At 64.5% G+C, this 20,844-nt stretch carries 17 protein-coding genes and 1 pseudogene; 8 read left to right on the forward strand and 10 right to left on the reverse strand.

Features of this window, described 5'->3' with window-relative positions:
* The 5 genes and pseudogenes from AC6LKD_RS16440 to AC6LKD_RS16460 form a co-directional block, all read right to left on the reverse strand.
* Nucleotides 1-151 (reverse strand): annotated as a pseudogene (locus AC6LKD_RS16440) (electron transfer flavoprotein subunit beta/FixA family protein); the annotation flags it as partial.
* Between the two features lie 25 nt (nucleotides 152-176).
* Nucleotides 177-626, reverse strand: a complete 450-nt coding sequence (locus tag AC6LKD_RS16445; protein WP_207467849.1) for a MarR family winged helix-turn-helix transcriptional regulator — start codon at nucleotides 624-626, stop codon at nucleotides 177-179.
* A 67-nt stretch (nucleotides 627-693) separates the two neighbouring features.
* Entirely contained in the window at nucleotides 694-1,503 is an 810-nt protein-coding gene (locus AC6LKD_RS16450; protein WP_492274014.1) for an enoyl-CoA hydratase/isomerase family protein, read from the reverse strand.
* 96 nt (nucleotides 1,504-1,599) lie between these two features.
* On the reverse strand, nucleotides 1,600-3,618 hold the full coding sequence (locus AC6LKD_RS16455; protein WP_492274015.1) for an oxidoreductase: 2,019 nt from the start codon (nucleotides 3,616-3,618) through the stop codon (nucleotides 1,600-1,602).
* A 49-nt stretch (nucleotides 3,619-3,667) separates the two neighbouring features.
* Entirely contained in the window at nucleotides 3,668-4,438 is a 771-nt protein-coding gene (locus tag AC6LKD_RS16460) for an enoyl-CoA hydratase/isomerase family protein (protein WP_492274016.1), read from the reverse strand.
* A gap of 193 nt (nucleotides 4,439-4,631) precedes the next feature.
* Here AC6LKD_RS16460 and AC6LKD_RS16465 point away from each other — a divergent pair, with 193 nt between their 5' ends.
* The 6 genes from AC6LKD_RS16465 to AC6LKD_RS16490 all read left to right on the forward strand — a co-directional run bounded on the left by AC6LKD_RS16465 (nucleotide 4,632) and on the right by AC6LKD_RS16490 (nucleotide 10,583).
* Nucleotides 4,632-5,606, forward strand: coding sequence for a Bug family tripartite tricarboxylate transporter substrate binding protein (locus AC6LKD_RS16465; RefSeq protein WP_492274017.1), 975 nt, complete (start codon nucleotides 4,632-4,634; stop codon nucleotides 5,604-5,606).
* Nucleotides 5,607-5,809: 203 nt separating this feature from the next.
* Nucleotides 5,810-7,072 (forward strand): CaiB/BaiF CoA transferase family protein, encoded by a 1,263-nt coding sequence (locus AC6LKD_RS16470; protein ID WP_492274018.1) that lies wholly within the window; start codon nucleotides 5,810-5,812, stop codon nucleotides 7,070-7,072.
* A complete protein-coding gene (locus AC6LKD_RS16475) occupies nucleotides 7,048-8,202 on the forward strand; it encodes an acyl-CoA dehydrogenase family protein (RefSeq protein WP_498116817.1) in 1,155 nt (384 codons plus the stop codon). The genes AC6LKD_RS16470 and AC6LKD_RS16475 overlap by 25 nt, the downstream gene beginning before the upstream one ends.
* Nucleotides 8,203-8,224: 22 nt before the next feature.
* Nucleotides 8,225-8,698, forward strand: a complete 474-nt coding sequence (locus tag AC6LKD_RS16480) for a MaoC family dehydratase (protein WP_173145130.1) — start codon at nucleotides 8,225-8,227, stop codon at nucleotides 8,696-8,698.
* A gap of 20 nt (nucleotides 8,699-8,718) precedes the next feature.
* Nucleotides 8,719-9,486 carry a glucose 1-dehydrogenase gene (locus AC6LKD_RS16485; RefSeq protein ID WP_207467858.1) on the forward strand — a complete coding sequence of 256 codons (768 nt, stop codon included), beginning with the start codon at nucleotides 8,719-8,721 and terminating at the stop codon, nucleotides 9,484-9,486.
* 62 nt (nucleotides 9,487-9,548) lie between these two features.
* A complete protein-coding gene (locus AC6LKD_RS16490; RefSeq protein ID WP_498116867.1) occupies nucleotides 9,549-10,583 on the forward strand; it encodes a Bug family tripartite tricarboxylate transporter substrate binding protein in 1,035 nt (344 codons plus the stop codon).
* Between the two features lie 63 nt (nucleotides 10,584-10,646).
* Here the strand turns inward: AC6LKD_RS16490 and AC6LKD_RS16495 are convergent, their stop codons facing one another.
* Nucleotides 10,647-11,663 (reverse strand): acrylyl-CoA reductase family protein, encoded by a 1,017-nt coding sequence (locus tag AC6LKD_RS16495; RefSeq protein WP_498116819.1) that lies wholly within the window; start codon nucleotides 11,661-11,663, stop codon nucleotides 10,647-10,649.
* Between the two features lie 126 nt (nucleotides 11,664-11,789).
* Between AC6LKD_RS16495 and AC6LKD_RS16500 the strand changes: the two genes are divergently transcribed.
* The gene (locus tag AC6LKD_RS16500; protein WP_207467860.1) at nucleotides 11,790-12,581 is read left to right on the forward strand and encodes an IclR family transcriptional regulator; all 792 of its coding nucleotides are present in this window, start codon (nucleotides 11,790-11,792) and stop codon (nucleotides 12,579-12,581) included.
* Here the strand turns inward: AC6LKD_RS16500 and AC6LKD_RS16505 are convergent.
* The 4 genes from AC6LKD_RS16505 to AC6LKD_RS16520 form a co-directional block, all read right to left on the reverse strand.
* The gene (locus AC6LKD_RS16505; protein WP_498116868.1) at nucleotides 12,558-13,721 is read right to left on the reverse strand and encodes a CaiB/BaiF CoA transferase family protein; all 1,164 of its coding nucleotides are present in this window, start codon (nucleotides 13,719-13,721) and stop codon (nucleotides 12,558-12,560) included. The genes AC6LKD_RS16500 and AC6LKD_RS16505 overlap by 24 nt on opposite strands.
* Nucleotides 13,721-14,182: a PaaI family thioesterase gene (locus AC6LKD_RS16510; protein WP_492274020.1), complete on the reverse strand. Its 462-nt coding sequence runs from the start codon at nucleotides 14,180-14,182 to the stop codon at nucleotides 13,721-13,723. The genes AC6LKD_RS16505 and AC6LKD_RS16510 overlap by 1 nt, the downstream gene beginning before the upstream one ends.
* A 184-nt stretch (nucleotides 14,183-14,366) precedes the next feature.
* Nucleotides 14,367-17,747 (reverse strand): hybrid sensor histidine kinase/response regulator, encoded by a 3,381-nt coding sequence (locus tag AC6LKD_RS16515; RefSeq protein WP_498116821.1) that lies wholly within the window; start codon nucleotides 17,745-17,747, stop codon nucleotides 14,367-14,369.
* A 229-nt stretch (nucleotides 17,748-17,976) separates the two neighbouring features.
* Nucleotides 17,977-18,675: a response regulator gene (locus tag AC6LKD_RS16520; protein ID WP_013396630.1), complete on the reverse strand. Its 699-nt coding sequence runs from the start codon at nucleotides 18,673-18,675 to the stop codon at nucleotides 17,977-17,979.
* Nucleotides 18,676-19,168: 493 nt separating this feature from the next.
* Here AC6LKD_RS16520 and AC6LKD_RS16525 point away from each other — a divergent pair, with 493 nt between their 5' ends.
* Entirely contained in the window at nucleotides 19,169-20,803 is a 1,635-nt protein-coding gene (locus tag AC6LKD_RS16525) for a ShlB/FhaC/HecB family hemolysin secretion/activation protein (protein ID WP_498116823.1), read from the forward strand.
* The last annotated feature ends 41 nt before the right edge of the window (nucleotides 20,804-20,844 follow it).

The following is a 20,844-nucleotide window of genomic DNA, read 5'->3' on the forward strand; positions in this document are numbered from 1 at the left end:
CCTTCAGGCGGGTCGCTTCCTCGACGGCAATCTCGTCAAAGGGGTTCATGGACATCTTCACATTGGCGATATCCACGCCGGTTTGATCAGACTTGACGCGCACCTTGACGTTGTAGTCAACGACGCGTTTAACGGGTACCAGTATTTTCATGGGTTTCCTAAGCGATAGGCAGGCGTCAGAGTTCTACCTCGGCGATGTCGTGCTGCAAGCGATTCAGGTAATGCAGGAAGGTCACGCTATCGTCGAATTGAAAGCTCTTCATCGCTTGCCGGTAAAACTCGTAGATGTTGGGCTGGATCTCGTCCCAGAAACGCTGGCCGGCCGGCAACAGAATGACGACGCGCGCGCGCCGGTCATTCTTGTCGGGAACCCGGCGCACATGGCCTTCGCGTTCCAGGCGCTTGAGCACGCCGTCCAGGCTTTGCCGGCTGACCACGAGATAGTCGGCCAGTTCGCCGAAGGTCATGCCGTCTGCCGCCTGAGGCCGAGTCAGCGCGCCCAGCACGGCCCACTGCACGGTGCTGATGCCGAGCTCGTTGCTCGCTTGGCGCTGCAGGGAGTTGCCAAGTTGGAACAGACGGAAGAACAACCGATTGTGGATCTCGGCGCCTGATTTGTTTGCCACGATGTTGTCGCCCTTGCAACAGATGAATGAAAGCGAGATTACCTCATGGCCTTGCGGGGCACGCTTCCTAGAAGGGGGTTTCGATCGGGAACCGGGGCGGTCGCTTCTGCAGGAAGGCATCCATGCCCTCCTTGCCTTCCGGGCTGGCCATGCCGATGAACTCCATCGCCAACGACGCATCGAAGATCGGGCCGGCCTGCCGTAGCCAGTTGTTCAGCGCGTGCTTGGTCCAGCGGATGGCGCCAGGCGCGCCATCGGCCAGCCGCGATGCGAGCTCGACCGCTTTGGCTTCGACCTCCGAGTCGTCCAGCGCGAGAGAGATGAGATTCATGCGCTCGGCTTCCTCGCCCGTGAAGCTGTCCGCCGTGAGCAGATAGTATTTTGCCTTGGCCATGCCGCACAGCAGCGGCCAGATGATGGTGGCGTGGTCGCCGGCGGCCACGCCGATTTTCATGTGCCCGTCGGAGAAGCGGGCGTCCTTGGATGCGATGGAAATGTCGGCGAGGACCACGCACGCGAGGCCGGCGCCGACGGCCCAGCCGCGCGCTGCGCTCACGATCGGCTTGGAGCAATTGATCATGCCGTAGACGATGTCGCGCGCTTCCTTCATCGTCTGCATGCGGGTGTCGTAGTCGTCGGCGCCATGGCGTTCATGATTGAGATCGCCGCCGGCGGAGAAGGTACGGCCTTCTCCGGTCAGCAGAATGGCCGAGACCGTGGGGTCGGCATCCACGTCCCGCCAGATCTGGGAAACTTCGCGGTGCATGGCTGCGTCCATGGCGCCCATCTTGAGCGGCGAGGCGAGGGTGATGCGCAGTACGCGAGGGTGCGGCCGGTCGAACTTGAGCCGGGTGTAGGAGGCATAACGGTCGTTCATGGTCAGCAATTCCTGTAGTGAGGGGATAAGAAGCCGCGGCGATATCCGGCGGTGGAGTCGTGGCGGGATGGATTCCCGCGAACAGCGATATCTCGGTCAGAAGGCATGGGCCAGCCTCAGCGCCTCCTCGATGGCGCGCGCGGCATCGAGTTCAGCCGCGTGCCGCGCGCCTCCTATGGTTTCCACGCGCAGGCCGGAGCCGGCCAGGGCCAGGCTCAGTTCGTTCTGCGCTATCTGGCCCGCGCATACGATGACGTCATCCACCGGAAGCACTTCCGTGACGCCATGACAGGAGTAGGTCAGGCCCGCGTCGTCGATGCGGTGATAGCTGGCGCCGGAAATCATCTGAACGCCAGCGCGCTTCAGGCGGGTCTTGAGGATCCAGCCGGTGCTTTTACCCAGGCGCCCGCCCGGCTTGTCCGGGCTGCGCTGCAGCATGTGGATGACCCGCCGCGGCGCGCATGGCGAAATGTGCATCATGCCGCCGGGGTTTTCCAAGGATGCGTCGATGCCCCAGTGCTGCCGGAACCGTTCGGGTGACAGCGATTCCTCTGCGTCGCCCAGGAGAAATTCCGCGATATCGAAGGCAATCCCCCCGGCGCCGATGAGGGCCACGCGAGCGCCGACGCGGCGACGTCCCGACAGGACTTCGTCGTAGAGGGCGACTTTCGGATGGTCGATGCCGTCTATGTCGGGCAAGCGCGGCGTCACGCCCGTGGCCACGACGACGGCCTCATATCCTCCCGCTTGCAATTGCGCGGCAGTGACTCGGCGGCCCAGCGCGACGGTCACACCGAGTCCCGCGAGCCTCGCCTGGAAGTACCGCAGCGTTTCATTGAATTCGGTTTTTCCTGGTATGCGGCGGGCCAGGTTCAGCAAGCCGCCCAGATCCTGTCCCGCCTCGTACAGCGCAACCTTGTGGCCACGTTCGGCCGCGTAGACGGCGAAGGCCATGCCAGCGGCGCCGCCGCCCGCTACCGCGATGTGGCGCGGCGTCGCAGCCCGGCCTGCCGGGTAGTCGAGTTCGCGCCCGGCGCGGGGGTTGACCAGACACGACGCCGCGCGCTCGGTGAAGATATGGTCCAGGCACGCCTGGTTGCAGGCGATACAGCTATTGATGAGGTCGGCGCGGCCCTGGCGCGTCTTGGCGGCGAATTCGGGATCGGCAAGCAGAGGCCTCGCCATTGACACGAAGTCGGCGGTGCCGCCAGCCAGCAGGCGCTCGCCGACTTCGGGCGTGCTGATGCGGTTGGAAGCAATGACGGGAATGGAAACCGCGCGCTTGATGTTGCGGACGGCGAACCCCCAGGCAGCTCGAGGGACGGACGCCGCAATAGTGGGGATGGACGACTCGTGCCAACCGACGCCGGTATTGAGCATGTCGACGCCGGCTTGCTGCAGGCGTTGCGCAAGCTGCGCGGTGTCGGTGCCGGTAAGTCCGTCTGGCACCAGGTCTATGGCCGAGATCCGGTAGATGAGCAGGAAGTGGACGCCGACGGCGGCGCGTACGGCCGCTACGGTTTCAATGGGAAAGCGGATGCGATTCTCGAAGCTGCCGCCGTAGGCGTCGCCGCGGAGGTTGGTGCATGGGCTCGTGAACTCATTGAGCAGATAACCTTCGGAGCCCATGATCTCCACACCGTCGTAGCCGGCCTCTTGGGCGAGCCTCGCGGTATGGGCTATCGCCTGCACAGTCTGTGCAATGCCTTCCGGCGTCAACGCGCGAGGCGTATGGCGATTGATGGGCGCGCGCAGCGCCGTGGGACCGACGCACAAGGGGTGCTTGGCATAGCGTCCAGCATGCAGAATCTGCAGCACGATCCTGCCGCCTTCCTCGTGCACGGCCTGCGTGATGGCCATATGCGGCGCCAATTGCTCCGGGTGCTCGAGGACGGGCGCGTCCTCCTCCATCCGGCCCGCCAGGTTCGGCGCGTATCCCCCGGTGAGTATCAGGCCGATTTCGCCGCGCGCGCGTTCGCGGAAGAACTGCACCTGTCGTGCCAATGGCTTATCCAGGGTTTCGATTCGGGTGTGCATGGCGCCCATGACCATCCGGTTGCTCAAGGCGAGAAAGCCGAAGTCATAGGGTTCAAGCAAGTTGGGGTAGGTGTGCATGATTTACCCGGATTTGCGAAAGGCTGGGGATGGGCGGGGCGGACGCGTGTCAGCTGTCGGTGAACCGGGCAGGCCGCTTGGCCAGGAAGGCGGCCATGCCTTCGGCCGCGTCGTGCGACCGCACGCAGAGCGCGAACATGTCGGCTTCTATTGCCAGCCCAGGCGCCAGCGCGCCGTCCAGGCCGCGGCGCATGGCTTCGCGCGCCAGGGATGTCGCGACCTTGCTGTGTCCGATCATGGGCTCCAGGAAGGCGCGCCCCAGGTCAGCCGGGGCGCCGTCGTCCACGATGCGGTTGACCAAGCCGATAAGCAGTGCCTCCTCGGCATCGACTGCGCGGCCGGAGAGCACCAGTTCCGCCGCGCGGGCCTCACCTATCAGACGGGGCAGGCGTTGGGTGCCGCCATAGCCAGGGATGAGGCCCAGCTTGATTTCGGGCAATGCCATCCTGGCCTTGGCCGTGGCGATGCGGAAGGTGCAGGCAAGCGCCAGTTCCAGGCCGCCGCCGAACGCAAATCCGTTAATGACCGCCACGCTGGGCAGGGCTGATTGCTGGATGCGATTGAAGAGGGCTTGCGCCTGGCTGACACTCGCGCGATGCGTAGCGGGCGCGCGGGCCTGGAGTTGCGCGATGTCCGCGCCGGCGCACAGCGCTTTGTCGCCCGCACCGGTAAGCACCATGGCGCGGCAGCCGGAAGCCTCCGCGTCGTCCACCGCCGTGCGCAGGTCAGCGAGCATCTGCTCGTTCAGCGCATTGAGGGCCTGCGGGCGATTCAACTCGATCACTGCGACTTGGTCGCGAAAATCCGTCACAACGGTCATGCTTGCCTCCGTTTTTGAATTTATATCAACATCATGATTTAAATGCGGAGCACTTGTAAAGGAAAAATTGCCTTTTGCGAGATCACGAACATATAATTATGAACATCGTTCATATAAGTGAACGAAAGAGAAGACGCATGGCGACAGACGGGAATGTGCCCGGCCTGGGAGCCGGCATGCGGAGGAGACAACCATGAAACTGTTGCGCACACTGGCGGCCGCGCTCGCCAGCAGTCTGATCCTTGGCCCTGGTGCGGCAGGCGCTCAGCCGGCCTTTCCCGCCAAGCCCATCCGGGTAATCGTTCCGTTCGCGCCGGGCGGCGCTACCGACCAGGTCGCACGCCTGTTGGCCGCCCAGGTGTCCGGCGAACTGGGAGTGCCCGTGGTGGTTGAGAATCGTCCGGGAGCCAATGGCAATATCGGCGCCGAAGCCGTGGCTCAGGCGGCACCCGACGGCTACACGCTTTTGCACAGCACATCCGCGCTGGGCTTCACGGCTGCATTTGGCCAGAAAGTCTCATACAACCTGGACAAGAATCTGGCCCCGGTTTCCCTGCTGATCGACCAGCCTTTGCTGGTCATGGCCAGCAATCCCCTGGGCGTGGCGAACGTGCAGGAACTGAAGGCCTATGCGCAGAAGCACCCGGGCAAACTGAACTATGGCTCGTCAGGCACGGGAAACTTGACGCATCTGGCCATGTTCGTGCTGCTGCAGGCGGCCGGAATCGAGGCTACGCACATTCCCTATAAGGGCGGCGCGGGGGCATTCCCCGATTTCATCGCGGGGCGTTTGGATTTGTTCGCGGACCCCATCAATTCGGCCTATCCCTATGTTCGGGACGGACGGGTCAAGGCGCTGGTGGTGACTGGCAAGGACCGGTCGCACCTGCTGCCCGATGTGCCCACCGCGTCGGAGGCGATCCTGCCCGGCTTCCAGATGGGCGCCTGGCAAGCCTTGATGGCGCCTGCGGGAACGCCGCCGGAAGTCATCGTCCGCTTGAATCAGGCCTACGTGAAGGCGTTGAGCGACCCCAAGGTGAGCGCCCAATTGGCGGCGCAGGGGGCGGTGCCCAAGGCGACCTCGCCGCAGGAGTTCCGGAGCTTCCTGCAAGCCGAAATCGATCGTTGGAAAGACGTGGTGCAAACCTCGGGCATTAAGCTGGACTGACGCCGCGCGACCAGTTGGTCGGGCTGAAGGAAATCATTCCCTGTTCTTGTCGTTTCAACGCGGTAGTACGCCCATATGCATCATGATATTGATATATATGGGCAAAAAAAGAACCGGAATTTTATTGTCCATCAGTACTGTCGAATATAAAATAATAAACATCATTCATAAATATGAACGATTTTACATCTGAGGCTGGGCATATGGCAGGATCTCTCTCTCACTTGCGCGTGCTGGATCTGACCCGTGTGCTGGCCGGGCCCTGGTGCACGCAGATGCTGGCCGACCTGGGGGCCGATGTCATCAAGGTGGAGCGCCCGGTGCTGGGTGACGACACCCGGCACTGGGGACCGCCCTGGATTGAGAATGACGGCGGCGAGCGCGTGGGCGACTCGGCCTACTTCACGTCCGCCAATCGCAACAAGCGCTCCGTCGCCATCGACATCTCGACCGCGCAGGGGCAGGAACTGGTGCGCGAACTCGCGCGCCAGTGCGACGTGCTGGTGGAAAACTACAAGGTCGGGGACCTGGCCCGATACGGTCTGTCGTACGCCCACTTGCGCGAAGTGAATCCGCGCCTGGTCTATTGCTCCATCACGGGCTACGGGCAAGACGGACCGTGCGCCCACCTGCCGGGCTACGACTTCATTTTTCAGGGCGAAGGCGGGTTGATGAGCATCACCGGCGAGCGCGACGACAAGCCGGGTGGCGGTCCGATGAAATCGGCCATTGCCGTCGCCGACGTGCTGACCGGTTTGAACGCCACCATAGGCATACTTTCGGCCATCGAGAGCCGGCACGCAACCGGCGTTGGCCAGCATATCGACGTCGCTCTGTTGGATACGGTCGTCAATTTCGGGGCCAACCAGATAGCCAGCTATTTCGCCAGTGGCGCGGTTCCACGCCGCTGGGGCAACGAGCATCCCAACCTCGCGCCTTACCAAACCTTTCCCACGGCAGACGGGCACATCATCATTGGCTGCGGCAACGACGGCCAGTTCCGCAGATTGTGCGAGCTGATCGGCATGCCTGAAATGCTCAGCGATCCGCGTTTCACGGACATGCCCGGCCGCAACATCAACCGCGCCGACCTGGTGGGCGCGTTGGAAGAACTGTTCAGAACGCAGCCGTCCAGACATTGGCTGGGCCTGCTTGCCAACTCTGAAGTCCCGAACGGCTCCATCAACAACTATGCGCAGGTATTCGAGCATCCGCAGGTAATACATCGCGGCCTGCGCGTGGACATGCCTCACCCTGGGGGCACGACGGTGGGCATGGTCGCCAATCCGATCCGTTTGTCCGGCACGCCGGTGGAGTACCGGTATCCCCCTCCATTGCGCGGACAACACACCGCCGAGGTGCTCGCTTCGCTGCTCAACAAGTCCGGGGCCGACATCGAGGCGCTGGAAGCAACACGAATCATCGAGATCAGGAACATCCCATGCACGACAGCCAATACGCTTTGAACGACGATCAGCTGCAGATACAGGATCTCATCAGGCGCGTGGCGCGAGAAAAGGTTGCGCCGCGAGCCAACGAGATCGACAGCAGCGCCGAGTATCCCCATGACATGTATGCCCTGCTCAAAGAGCTTGGGCTGTTCACTCTCCCGTTCCCCGAGCAGTATGGCGGGGCGGGCAGCATGTTGTCGGCATGCCTGGCAATCGAAGAGTTCGGTCGCGTTTGCTACAACACCGCCTACCTGCTGCTGGTCCAGTGGGTGCCGTTCGGCGCCATCCTGCATGGCGGTACAGAGGAGCAGAAGGCGCGGCTGCTGCCCGGCCTGGCCAGTGGCGACCTGCGCGGCGCCTTCTCCACCACCGAGGCCCAAAGCGGTTCGGACGTCAGCGGCATCAAGACCCGCGCCGAGAAAGTCGACGGTGGCTTCCTGCTGAACGGCGCCAAGATCTGGTGCACCAACTCGGACATCGCGGACTTCATCCTGGTGGCGGCAAAGTACCGCGAAGACGGCAAAGACGGAATCAGCCTGTTCATCGTCGAGAGAGGTACGCCCGGCCTGCAGGTTGGGCGCAAGGAAGAAAAAATGGGCGCACGCGGCGTGCCGTCCTGCCCATTGTTTCTTGACAACGTGCTTGTGCCCGACGCGAACATGCTGGGCGGTGGATTCAGGGCGGTAATGGAGGCGTTCAACGCCAGCCGTCCGCTGATCGGGGCGCGCGGCGTCGGCCTGGCCCAGGGCGCGCTGGACCACGCAATGGAATTCGTCACCAATCGCACGGCATTCGGCCAACAAGTCAGTGAGTTCCAGGGCGTGCGCTGGATGCTGGCCGACATGGCGATGCAGACTGAAGCCGCGCGCCAACTGGTCTACCGCGCTGCCTCGCTGGTGGATGGCGGCGCGCCGGCGGCGGCCCTGGCCCCGGTGGCGGCGATGGCGAAATGCTTTGCCAGCGACACGGCCATGAAGGTCGCGACCGATGCCGTGCAGCTGTTCGGTGCGGCGGGAATCTCGTCGGAGTATCCGATCAACCGCTATTTCAGGGATGCCAAGGTGTTGCAGATCATCGAGGGCACCAACCAGATCCAACGCAACATCATTTCTAACAGTCTGTTGGGCCGTCCAGCCCGCAAGTAAAGACACACACAAGGAGACCGCGATGAACCGCGAAGAGATCGAAACCGTAGGCCTGGGCATGTACTTCGAAGACCTGCCGGTCGGACGCAAGTTCAAGACGCTGGGACGCACTATCCAGGATGCGGACGTATGCGCCTTCATCAACTGCATACATATGACCGAGGTGTTGTTCACCGACATGGAATTCGTCAAGAACGAATCCGACATCAAGGGCCGCTTCGCGCCTGGATCGTTCGTGTATGGCATCTCGGAAGGGTTGTTGACTCAATCGACCATGCAGAAGACGGGCTACGCCTTTCTGAACATGGAACTGGATATCAAAGGACCGGCTTTCGTCGGCGACACCATCCACGTCGAGTGCGAGGTGATAGAAGCGCGCCTGTCCAACAGCCGCCCGGGGCGGGGCCTGGTGCGTACCTTCAACAAAGTGGTCAAGCAGGACGGCACGGTCGTGATGACGTACACCCCCCTGCGCATGATCAAGTGCCGTAACTAAGACTAGCCAGGAGAGAAACCATGAAGGGCCTGAAAGAAAAGGTTGTGATCGTCACGGGCGGCAGCGGCGGCATCGGTGCCGCGCTGTGCGAACGCTTTGCCGAGGAAGGCGCCAAGGTCGCCATATTCGACTTGAACGCCGAAGGGGCGGAGCAGGTCGCCGCGCGCCTCCGGGAAAAAGGCGGCCAGGCATCCGCGTATCGCGTGGACATCACCGACTACGCCGGAATCGTCGCCGCCGTCGCTCGGGTCGAGGGCGAGCAGGGTCCGGTCGATGTGCTGGTCAACAATGCGGGCTGGGACCATGCCGCGCGGTTCCTCGATACGGATCCGGAATTGTGGGACAAGATCATCAACATCAATCTGAAGGGCCCCATCAACCTGCATCACGCGGTGCTCAAGGGCATGGTCGTCCGCGGCAAGGGGCGCATCGTCAATATCGCGTCCGACGCCGGCCGCGTCGGTTCTTCCGGAGAATCGGTGTATTCGGCCTGCAAGGGCGGGATCATTGCGTTCACCAAGACCATGGCGCGCGAGGTTGCGCGCAAGCAGATCAACGTCAATGTGGTCTGCCCCGGTCCGACTGACACTCCGCTCTTCCGTGATTTCGCCGGCGAAGGTGAAAGCGGCGCCAAGCTGCGTAACGCGCTGGAGAAGGCCATCCCGTTCGGCCGGCTGGGCCAGCCCGGCGATGTGGTTGGCGCGGTGTGTTTCATGGCGTCGGACGACGCGGCATTCATCACCGGCCAGGTTGTCTCGGTGTCGGGTGGATTGACCATGGCGGGCTAGATCCCGCCAGCAAAACAGGGCGCGCAGCGCCCATGGCCGAAAGGCAGGAACAGGAGACAAGCATGATTCACTGCAAGCACTCCCGCAGGGCGGCCGGTCACGGCCGTCGCGGATACGCATGGCTGGCCGGCGTCACGGGCTCGGCTGTTCTGGTGATCGTGGCGGGCGTGGCGGCGCCCGACGCCATGGCCCAGGAAAACTATCCTTCCAAACCTATCAAGGTCGTCCTGGGCTTTTCCGCCGGCGGGGGGACCGATGCGATCGCGCGCGCGCTGGCGAAACACATGGCCGGCACGCTGGGTGCGAACGTGTTGATCGACAACAAGCCCGGCGCCAACGGCAACATTGCTGCCGAGGAAGTCAGCCGGGCGACGGGCGACGGCTATACCTTGCTGTACAACACCTCATCCATTGCGTCGAGCCCCGCGCTTTACAGCAAACGGCTGTCCTACGACGTGAGCAAGGACCTTGTGCCAGTCGCGCTCACGGCCAGCCTGCCGATCGTGCTGGTGGTGCCGGCAAAGTCGCCGTTCAAGACCGTGGAGGAACTGGTGGCCTACGCCAAGGCGAATCCCGGGAAGCTCAACTACGCGTCGGCAGGCAACGGCAATGTGACTCATCTGGCCGCGCTGTCGTTCGAGGATGCCGTTGGCATCAAGGGCATGCATATCCCTTACAAGGGCGAGGCGCCCGCGCTGGTCGACCTGATGGCCGGCATGGTTGACTATTACTTCGCGACGTCGGCGGGCGCCATTCCCGCAGTCAAATCGGGACGCCTGAAGGCGCTGGCGGTTGCGACGAAGGTGCCGCTGGATACCCTGCCGGATGTGCCCACGCTGGATGCAACGGTGGCCAAAGGCCTGGAGATGTCGGCATGGTCCGGGATGATGGCGCCAGCCGCAACGCCGCCGGCTATCGTCGTCAAACTCAATAGCGCAATTGAAAAGGCCTTGGCGGACAAGGAAGTGCAGGCGTATTTCGCCAACCAGAGCGCGCAGGCCTCGTCGTCCACACCTCAGGAGTATGGAGCGTTCCTGAGCAAGGAGATTGACGCTTTGGCCAAGGTCATCAAGAAGGCCGGGGTAACGCTGGATTGACGTCAGGCCAATTGCAGCGGGCCGCAACGCACTGGACGTTGCGGCCTGCGGTCGTTCCGGATATCAGGCCGGAAATTCCACAATGGTCCTACCCCAGGATCGACCGTCCAGCATGCGCTGAAGTTGTTGGGCAAGCTCATCGAGCGTAATGGTCTTCACCTGTTCCAGCGTGTGCTGGGGTCTGAGGTCGCCAGCGAGGCGAGTCCAAAGCTCGGCTTCCAGATCCAGGTAGTAGGTCAGGTTGACACCGATGAGGCGCACACCGCGCAGGATGAAGGGCAGCACGCTGGTGGACAATTCGTTGCCGGCCACGTTGCCGAAACTCGCCACGCATCCCCGCGGCATGGTGGACCGGAGCATCAGGTCCAGCGGCTTGCCTCCCAGCGCATCCAGCGCGCCAGCCCAACGGGCCGGCTCCAGCGGCCTGCCTTGGTCGACCAGATCCGTGGTGCCTAGAACGGCCTGGGCCCCCAGGGCTTGCAGATAGGACGCGCGGCCAGGCTTGGCGCTGACCGCTGCGACCCGATATTGCAGCCGCGCCAGCATTTCGATGGCCATGCTCGAGACAGCGCCGGTCGCTCCGTTGACGAGGATTTCGCCCCGTTCGGGCTGGCAGCGGGCCCCCTGCAGCAGGTGGACAGCGAGCGCGGCGGTGTAGCCGGCGATCCCGAGCGTGGCGGCGTCGCGCAATGCGAGCCCGCCGGGTAGCTTGATGACCCAGTCCGCGGGGACACGCAAGTACTCCGAGAATCCGCCGTCGTGGTCCACGCCGAAGCCCCGTCCCAGCACGGCGACTTCATCCCCTTCACGGAACCTGCGGTCGCCGGACGCCACGATCCATCCCGAGGCGTCACTGCCCGCGACGCGCGGGAATTTCCGGATGACGTTGCCATGCTCGGTAGTGGCCAGCGCATCCTTGTAATTGACGCCGGCGTACGCCGTGCGTATGACCACATCCCCCGGCGATAGATCGGCCAGGGCCAGGCACGCTAGGCCAGAGGTCATTGGCCCGTCGCGCCGGATCTGGTATGCGCGGAATGCGCCGGGGCCTGGCGCGCCGCCCGTGGGTGTTGGTTGCATTGAGGTCTCCTTGTTCTTGCTGCTTTTTGATCATTGCGCCGGTCCAAGCGGCGCCGCTTTTACAGGTATCATTCGAGAATATGAACGCAGTGCATACACATTGCTCCAGGCTGATCTGACCCATTCATGAAAACCCGATCCGAAACGAGTCCCGCCACTTCCGAGCCCCGCTCCTTGCTGCGGATTCTCGGCATCTTTGAGGTGCTGGCGCGCGGTGCAGGTGGCGCCACGCTCGCGGAACTGAGCAGCGAACTCGAGGCGCCCAAGAGCAGCCTGCTCTTGCTGTTGAGGCCCTTGGTGGCCCATAAGTACCTGATGCATGCGGCCGGACGCTACGAACTGGGGCCATCCATCTTCCAGTTGTCGGCCGAGGTGCTGGCCAGCGCGGGTGTCACCAAGATCCTGCGGCCCTATGTCGAGGAGCTGGCGGCGCGTTGTGAGGAAAGTGTGTTCCTGGCGCTGATCGACAAGGAAGCGAAAACGGTTACCTATATCGATGGCATCGACAGCAAGCAACCGGTCCGGTACTCGGTGCCGATCGGCACGAAGCGGCCGCTGCACGTGTCGGCTGCGGGCAAGTTGCTGTTCGCATTTCAGGACCAGGCTTGGCAAAAGAAGTACCTCAAGACCGCAAAACTCAAGTCCATGACTGGCAAGCCTCTGCCGGACAAGGAGGCTTTCGAGTCGCAGCTGCAGGAAATACGTGCTTCCGGAATTGCGGTGAGCATGGGTGAGGCGGTCGCAGGCGCGTCTGGCATCGCCGCGCCGATCGTCAAGGCTGACGGCACGGCCAGCTACGCGCTGATGATTGCGGCGCCCAGCGACCGTTTCGTGCAGTCGCTGCCCGCCTTGCGGCAGCTGCTGCAGGAAGTGGCCGCAGATGCTTCCGCAACCTTACGGCACATGCCCGGCAATTGAGGCTCCAGCCAGCTGATTGCGCCATTGTGTCTGTTCGGCGGGCGATAACCATCCCGCCAGCGCCGCTTCCATCGTGCTGGCGCTAGCGGCCTCGGGCGGCGTCGGCTTTCCCGGGGCCGTGCGCGAGAAGCGCGGGGCAGGCGCGGGCTGCATGACGCCGGCGACCTCGATCAAGACCTCCCGCTCCCGCATATGAGGGTGCTCGGCGGCCTGGTCCAGCGATAGCACCGGCGCGACGCATACGTCCGTCGTACCGAGCAGTTCGCACCACTGCGCCTGCGTCTTCTTCCTGAAGGCGTCGGCGAAGATGGACCTGGCCAGCGGCCATCCGTCGCGGTCGGCTTGGCGGCCGAGTGATTCACGGTCCAGACCCATGAGTTCGAGCAGCTTGTCGTGGAACTTGCGTTCCAGCGGCGCGACGGAAATCCACTTGCCATCGGCGCACTCGTAGACGTCATAGAAATAAGCGCCAGAATCCAGCATGTTGTGGCCACGCTTGTCGTTCCAAAGCCCGGCCGCATGCAGGCCGAACAGGGAGGTCGCGAGCGATGCAGTGCCGTCCACGATGGCGGCGTCGACGACCTGGCCCTGTCCTGACCGGGCGGCTTCGATGATGGCGGCGAGCACGCCCAGGGCCAGGTACAGCGCGCCGCCGCCGAAGTCTCCCACCAGATTCAGGGGCGGGGTCGGCGGCTGGCCTTCGCGGCCCATGGCGTGCAACACGCCGGTCAGGCCGATGTAATTGAGATCATGGCCGGCCACCTGGGCCAGCGGTCCGGTCTGGCCCCAACCCGTCATCCGGCCGTAGACCAGACGCGGATTGCGTGTCAGGCACGAGTCGGGTCCCAGTTCCAGGCGTTCCATCACGCCGGGCCGGAAACCCTCGAGCAAGGCGTCGGCGCTTTCGACCAGACGCAGCACCAGGTCCCGTGCCGTGGCGCTCTTGAGGTCCAGGGCGATGGCTTTGCGGTTGCGCAACAGCAAGTTGAAGCTGAGCGGGCGCTCGATGCCCAGCGATGGGGGTTCCGGCCGGTCTATGCGCAGCACGGTAGCGCCCAGGTCCGCGAGCAGCATTGCGGTCATCGGGCAGGGACCTATGCCCGCGAACTCGATGATCTTGATTCCCTTGAGCGGACCCATCATGCCTCTCCCTGACTGGCCGGGGCTGTCTCGCCGCCGGGCGCCGCGCTGACAGGCGCCGGCACGAGGTAGAGCGCGCGGCCGCTGGCGATGAGATTGCCCTCTGTGTCCAGCACGCGGGCATGCGCGGTCGCGAAACGCCTGCCCAGGTGTATGACCTGGCCCTCGGCCCGCAAGTCGCCCGGTTTGGCCACGCGGTGGAAGTCCACATGCATGTCGATCGTGGGGACGGGAACGCCCACTTTCAGGGCGACCGCGTAGTCGCCAGCGGCATCGATCAGCGTCGCAAGTATGCCGCCATGCGTGGAGCGGATATCGGGGTTGGAAATGAGTTCCTCGCGCCAGCGGATGCCGAGCGCGATGCCGTCGTCATCGACTCGCAGCACGGACATGCCTAACCATCGGTTCAAGGGACTGCGGTTGACGATGCGGCTTGCCTCGGCGAATGCGGTGGGACTCATAAGGCCTCATGTGGCTGGTCTGCCCGCCGGTCTTCGGCCGCTCGGGTCAGATTTTTGATTGTTCATTATTATGAACGTCATTCATAAATATACTGGTGGAGAAAATGGAGTGTCAAGGCCGGAAATTCGGGGCCTTGCGTGCCGGCGTCCGGCATCGCCTGACCGCGCGGCGTGGGCAGGGCGTTCATGCCCGTTCCGTAGTCCGCTGGCCGTCGGCTGTCTCGACGGCGTTCTTCACGGCCGCGAGCACATCGTCGCAGATGCCTGACACCGCATCCGCCGATCCGCGGACTCCCAACTGGTTCAGGTGCGCATCGAGCCGGGCGCATTGTGCGGCCAGCGCAGGCAGGCGGAAGATGGCCAGCATGCCGCGCAAGGCGTGCAGTTCGCCGCGCAGGCGGCCGCTATCCTGGTCCATGGCGGCTCGCTTGATGGTGGCCAGGGATTGTGCGCAGGATTGTTCGAAGGTGCGCAGCAGCGCGGGTGGAAAGGCGCGTCCGTCGGTCAGGGCTTGCGGGCCGCCGGAATCCGCCGTGGACTGTTGCAGGCTGGGCGCGGCTTGTCCGCACACGTCCAGCAAGGCAAGTTCGAGTTCGGCCAGCGGCAAGGGCTTGGTCAGCACGCGCGCGATGCCCGCTTCATCGCAACGTTGCCGCTCGTTTTCCGTCACGCAAGCGGTGGCGGCGATGACAGGCATGTCCGGCCGGACGGAGCGGGCCTGGCGGGCCAGCGCATAGCCGTCCATGCCGGGCATCGCCAGATCCGTCACCAGCACGTCATAGCGGCGTGATGCCAGCAGCGCGCAAGCCTGCGCGCCGCCCTCCGCCAGATCGACTTCGCAGCCCAGCAGTTTGAACTGCTCTTCGAACAAGCCGCGATTGGCGGCGTTGTCTTCGGCCACCAGTACCCGCAACGATCGTACCGGATGCGGCGGCGCCGGCACGGGCATTGCCGTGGCCAGGGGCGCGTCCTGCAACGCGTGCCGCAGTGCCCAGGCCAGGCCCTGCAGCCCATACATGGACACGCTGAGCTTGCGCCCCGCATCCTGTGGCATGGAGGGGCCCAGCATGCCGCAGTCGATCACCCATGAGGACTGGTCCAGCAATCTGTCCTCGTCCCGGGGCTGCCAATCCGCTTTGTTCCCCCAAATGATGAGGACCGTCGCTTCGTCCAGCATGTCCGCGTCCAGCTCGGAAGGGTGGCGGCGGGCGTGAACGCGCAGTCCCCAGGTGCGCAGGACGGCTTCCAGATGGTGGCGGCAGTTGTCGCGCGCAGCCAGCAGCAATACCTGTTCGCCGGCGAACCATGGCCTGTCGTTTTCACCGGCGTCGATACCTGGTTCCAGGGTGAACGCAAACAGGCTGCCGCGTCCAGGTTCGCTGCGCACCGACAGGGAGCCGCCCATCGCCTCCACCAGTCGGCAGCACAAGGTCAGCCCCAGGCCGGTGCCGCCGTAGCGTCTGCCTATGGTCGCGTCGGCCTGGCTGAAGGCGCGGAAGACGCTCTGCGTCTGTTCTTCGGTCATGCCTATGCCCGAGTCCTCGACCTCGATGGCGATGCTGGTCGTGTCGGTCCGGACACGCAGCACCACCTGGCCCTGGTCGGTGAACTTGATGGCATTGGAGAGCAGGTTGTGGATCACCTGTCCCAGCCGGGTGGCATCCCCCCGCATCGGCAGCCTGAGCGCAGCGCCCAGCTCGCCGAGCAAGGCCAGGCCCTTGGCTTGAGCTTGGGGCGCGAACATGGACAAGGCGCGCGAGGCGACTTCGAGCAGGTCGAACTCCGTCTGCTCCAGGCTGAGCTCGCCGGCCTCGATCTTGGAGAAGTCCAATACGTCGCTGATCGTGGCGAGCAGCAGGCCCGACGAGGCGCGCACGGTTTCGAGCCGGTTGCGCTGGACTGGCGCCAGGCGCGAGCGCGAGAGCAGTTCGAGGTGTCCCAGGATGGCATGCAGCGGGGTGCGGATCTCATGGCTCATCGCCGCCAGAAAGGCCGACTTGGCGGCATTGCCGCGGTCGGCAGCGGCCTTGGCCTCGCGCAGGCGCTGCGCCAACTGGTACTTTTCGGTGACATCGATGAATGCGGCCACGACCACGTTGGCACCCCGGTAGCGCGCACCCGCCATGCTGACCGACAAGGTGACGGGATTGCCGTCGCGGGCCACGAAAGAGAGGTCTTCCTCGACCACATCCGTGTCGCGCGTGCCTGCAGCCACGCCTGCGCGCCGCCGGTAGCGGTTGGCCAGTTCCGCCGACAGGCTGAACTTTCCCGCGCCCACGCGCGCAGTCATCTTCTCCATGGCCGGGCTGTGCAGCAGCGGGCTGCCGCTGGCCGCATCGATCAGGCCCAGGCCGACCGGCGCTGTCTCGATGAGCGTACGGTTGAGATGCTCGCTTTCCAGCGCCAACCGGGAGCGGTTCATCAAGGGCCGGACCACGCGCAATTCAAAGTAGAACAGCAGGGCCCATATGAGCGCCAAGGTCGTTGCGGTCATGGTGGCGGGCATGGTCAGCTGCGCGGCAATGGCGTTGACGATGCTGCTCCAGTCCAGCGTAAAGACCAGCACCCAACTGGTGGGACCCAGGCCTTCCGAAATCGAGAACTGGCCGGAGCGTGTCCTTTCCTGGCGTGTGCCGGCAGGGATGTCTGCAAGATCGGCGGCAGGCGCCGCGTCCTGTGCGAGGTCGGACTCCGCGCCCGGCGATGCGGCGATGAGTTGACCGCTGGCCGACAGGATGGCGAAATCCCCAGCCTGCCGATTCGCCGCTGGCGATGCGCCGGGCTGCAGGGGGGCATACTCCGTCACCAGCACGGCGACGGGCACTCCCTTGTCCAGTATGGTTCCACCGATGCGGAACACCTGCTTGCCGGTAATCGGATTGGCGACGGGAGGGATCCAGCGCAAGGAGCGCCACGTATCGGTGCCTGCGTCCGTGGCGATCAGCATGCGCCGGCTGACCTCGCCCGTCAGCAGGGCCAGGTAGCGGTCGCGGTCGGCCAGGATCCTTTGGCGGACGGCCTGGTCTGGGGCGGGGACCAGACCCGCAATGCTGCCGTTGACGCCAAAGAAGAACGAGGCCAGCGAGTTGCCATGGTCGGCGGGGCTGCCTGAAGGAATGCGGCCGATCTGCTCGGCCAGATTGAAGAACTTGCCTATTGCCGCATTCGCCACCCGCCCGCTCCCCGAGCCCAATATCCATTGCGAGCGGGAATCCTCGTCGGATTCCAATAACAGTTCTTCGCCCTGGCTGCGGTACTTTGCGATCTGCACAGCGTCGAAGGGAGCCGCTTCCCGCCACATCAGTTCCGCGCTGGCCAGACCGATGCGGAAGGCGTTCTCGCGTGTATAGATTTCCTTCATGAGCACGGCGTGTTCAGCCACGAAGGATTGGCGCACATACTCCAGGTACTTGTCGGCGGTGGTCTTTGCTTCCAGGGCGAAGGTCAACAGCACCGCAGCCGTGATCAGCACTCCGCCGCCCAGGCTCTGCCAGCGCTGATAGCGGCGAAAGCGCGTCACGGTGTCGAGCCGCGAGGGGCTCAGGCGGTGGCGTAGTCGAATCAAGATGCGGCAGGATATGTATCAGGCGGCGCCGGCATGCCGCCGCGGATGGGCGGGCGCAGCGGGTTTCAGGGGCGGGCGCAATCACTTGAACATCATTCCGGCCGCTTTGACGCAAAGGGGCGGTGGCGGCTTTGATGTGGATCAAGCGGCTGCCATTCGGATGCTGGATGCGTTCTACGTGTCGACATTGCACAAGCGACAGCGTGTGGGGCGCCCGCCCGGCGGGGATTCAAGCGACTTGCTCGTCCTCCTCTTGGGGCAGCGCCGCGTTGGCCGCGGCCAGGGCGGGCTGGTCCGGCAGTGCGGCGCAGCCGTATCGGATCAAGTCCGCATCGCGTTCAAGACCCAGCTTTTTCATCGCGCTGCGCTTCTGTGAACTGATCGTCTGCACGCTGCGGCTGGAGATCTGCGCTATTTCGGTGATGGTGGTGCCCGCACAGAACAGGCGGATGATCTCGGCCTCTCGCCGCGTCAGCCGGGATGGTTGCGGCGAGAGGGATTCGCGGATGATCATGTCCTTGACCGTCGGCGAATAGTAGGTCCGGCCGCGGCTCATCGCGTGTATCGCTTCGGCGATATGGCGCGTGGAGTCCGCTTTGCTGAGTATGCAGAGATTCTTTTCGGCCAGCAGCGCCCGCAGCAGCGTGGGATGCTCGATCATCGTGAGCACGGCCACGCGCAGCGCCGGGAAACGCCGTCGCAGAAAACCGATGAGCCCCAGGCCGTCGCCGTGTTTGCCGCCCGGCATCGCATAGTCCGAGACCACCGCGTCGCAGGGTTGCGCTTCCAGCAGGGCAACCAGGTCCGTGGAATTCCTGGCGCAGCCTATGACTTCGATCGCCGGGTCCCGCGCGAGCTCATGGCTCACGCCCAGGGACACGATGGGATGATCGTCGGCGACGATGACGCGGATGCGGCCGTGTGACATGTTTTTTTCCGTTCATCCAGAGCCTGCTACTGGAACCGCCGCGCGTCCATGGCCGGTTGCGGCGGGATTCGAAAGCAGGCGTTTGAAACGCCGTATGTGCGCGGCAGTTGTGACGATGCCGCTTGCCGCCATAGTACCGACTGCTGGAACGCGGAAGAATAGGAGGAGTACGAAAGTGCGGCCTCCCTCGCCGCCGCTTTGCAATCCGTGGCAGCCTGCTGCGGAATCGTAGAAGTACGACTCCGTTTTCGTAGCCTTCCCAAAGCCCCGCCGCCGCGCGATCCGTATTCTGCCTGCAAGACGAGCGTCGCCCGGCATGGCCGGAGCGGCAGCCGGCCGGGCAGCGAGCGCTGCCCGTGCAAGGTGGCTGAGAGCAAGGGGATGGGGAATGACAGGGGAGCGTACCGGCAAACCCGGGCAGGCGGACGCATGCTTGCGCCGCAAGCGCTCAAGCGCATGCCAACGAGCGGCCGCTACGGGCGTCGGACTGACCATGGTGTTTTACGCGAGCAGCTCGTGGGCGCAGATTCCGGATGCGGGACGCGCCATTCGCGATCTGGAATCGGCCTTGCCCGCCATGCCCGCGGCCAGCAGCGCACCCGACGTGCAGCTGCCCGAGCCGCAGCCGCCTGCCGCCGCGTCTGGCGAGGCGGACGCGGGCCCTTCCGTCCTGGTTCGCGAATTTCGCTACGAAGGCAACCATGTCGTCGACGCGGTCACATTGCAGGCGCTGTTGGCCGATCTGGCGGGCACGGCGTTGACGTTGCCGGAGCTGCGCGCGGCCGCCGATCGCATCACTGCTTACTACCACGATCAGGGCTATGTGCTGGCGCGCGCCTATTTGCCGCCGCAGGACCTCGATGCGGGCATCCTCCGCATTGCCGTGCTGGAGGGCAGCTACGGCGATATCCGCCTGCAGAACCGCTCGCGGGTCCGCGACGTGGTACTGGAGCAGCCGCTCTCCGTCCTGAGCGCGGGCGATACGGTGCAGGCCGACGAACTGGAGCGCGCGCTGCTGTTGTTGAGCGACCTGCCCGGCGTGGCCGTGACGGGTACGCTGCAGGCTGGCGCCGAAACCGGCACCACCAGCCTGCTGGTGGACGCTGACGCGGGGCCGCTCATCTTCGGCAGCCTGGACGCGGACAACTTCGGCGGCTACTACACCGGCGAGTACCGGCTGAGCGGCAGCTTCGGCGTCAACAGCCCCCTGCGCCTGGGCGATCAGCTCAATCTGCGGCTGCTGGGTAGCGACCGCGGTCAACGCTACTACAACGCGGCCTATCAGCTGCCGCTGGGGCCCTGGTCCACGCGGGTCGGCGTGGGCGTGTCCAGCATGCGGTACGAACTGGGCAAGCGCTTCGAACCTCTGGGTGCGCATGGCCGCGCCGAAGTGTCGACCGCGTTCATTCAGCAGCCCTTGGTGCGCACGCGTCGCGCCAGCCTGCGCCTGCAATTGCAGTATGAGCGCAAGCGTCTGGCTGACCGCATGGACCTCTTCGAGCTCAGCAGTCGCAAGCGTATCGGGCTATGGACCTTGGCCCTGGCCGGCAACAGCGAGGACGGATGGTTCGGCGGTGGACGGAACGCCTGGAATCTGTCGCACAGCCGCGGCCGGCTGCGGCTGGGCGACGCGCAGGCCGGGCGCGAGGATCGCCAGACCGTGCGTGCAGCCGGCTGGTTCGGCAGGACCAATCTCTCGGCCAGCCGATTGCAGCAGCTCGCAGGCCGCTTCCAGCTGTTTGCGCGGCTGGAGGCACAGTGGGCTTCGAGGAACCTGGACAGTTCGGAAAAATTCAGCCTGGGCGGCCCCTATGGCGTGCGCGCGTACCCGCTGGGCGCGGCCAGCGGCGACGAAGGTTGGCTGGCCAGCGCCGAGTTGCGCTACCAGCTGGCCCCCGGCTGGCAACTGAACGCCTTCGCGGACCGGGGGGGCGTGCGTCTGAGCAAACGCCGCTGGGCGCAGGGCGACAACCGCAACGGCCTGGGCGCGGCGGGATTCGGCATTACGCAGTTCGGCGCCAGCCATCAGGTGAATGTGAGCATCGCCTGGCCGATTGGGCAGCAGCCACTCGCGACGGAGGCGGACCAGGAGCCCCGTTTCTGGCTCCAGGCATCGCACTACTTCTGATCCAGGCGCAGCACGCGCGCAATTTTCCCAACCGGCGCAGC

The sequence above is a fragment of the Achromobacter sp. D7-1 genome, assembly GCF_059760445.1.